The sequence below is a fragment of the Arthrobacter sp. 260 genome (genome assembly GCF_013116745.1).
In the GTDB taxonomy this organism is placed as follows: Bacteria; Actinomycetota; Actinomycetes; order Actinomycetales; family Micrococcaceae; genus Arthrobacter_D.
In genome coordinates, this window is sequence record NZ_JABFOE010000092.1 from 1 (window position 1) to 243 (window position 243).

A 243-nucleotide genomic window follows, 5' to 3' on the forward strand; every position below is an offset into this window, starting at 1 on the left:
CCTTGATGCGTTGATATTTGGCCTCGGCTTCACTTCAGTAATTGCCAGCATCCTTCTCGTAGTTATCTTCCCCGGTAACTCATTGATTGCTTCAGATAACTTCTTCGCCATCTTCTACCCTGTTGGAGATCTACTGCTCTTGCTGATCTCCATCACAACGCTCTTGACGCGTGGTTTCGATCTTCAGAAGTTGGTATTTCTTGCTGGAATTCTCACTTTCTCAATCACCGATATCTACTATCT

Annotated in this window: 1 protein-coding gene; it reads left to right on the forward strand. The window is 44.4% G+C overall.

Annotated features, from left to right (window positions below; genetic code table 11):
• Window positions 1–243, forward strand: a 243-nt coding sequence (locus HMI57_RS18950; protein ID WP_216607717.1) for a hypothetical protein, incomplete at both ends; no start/stop codon positions are given.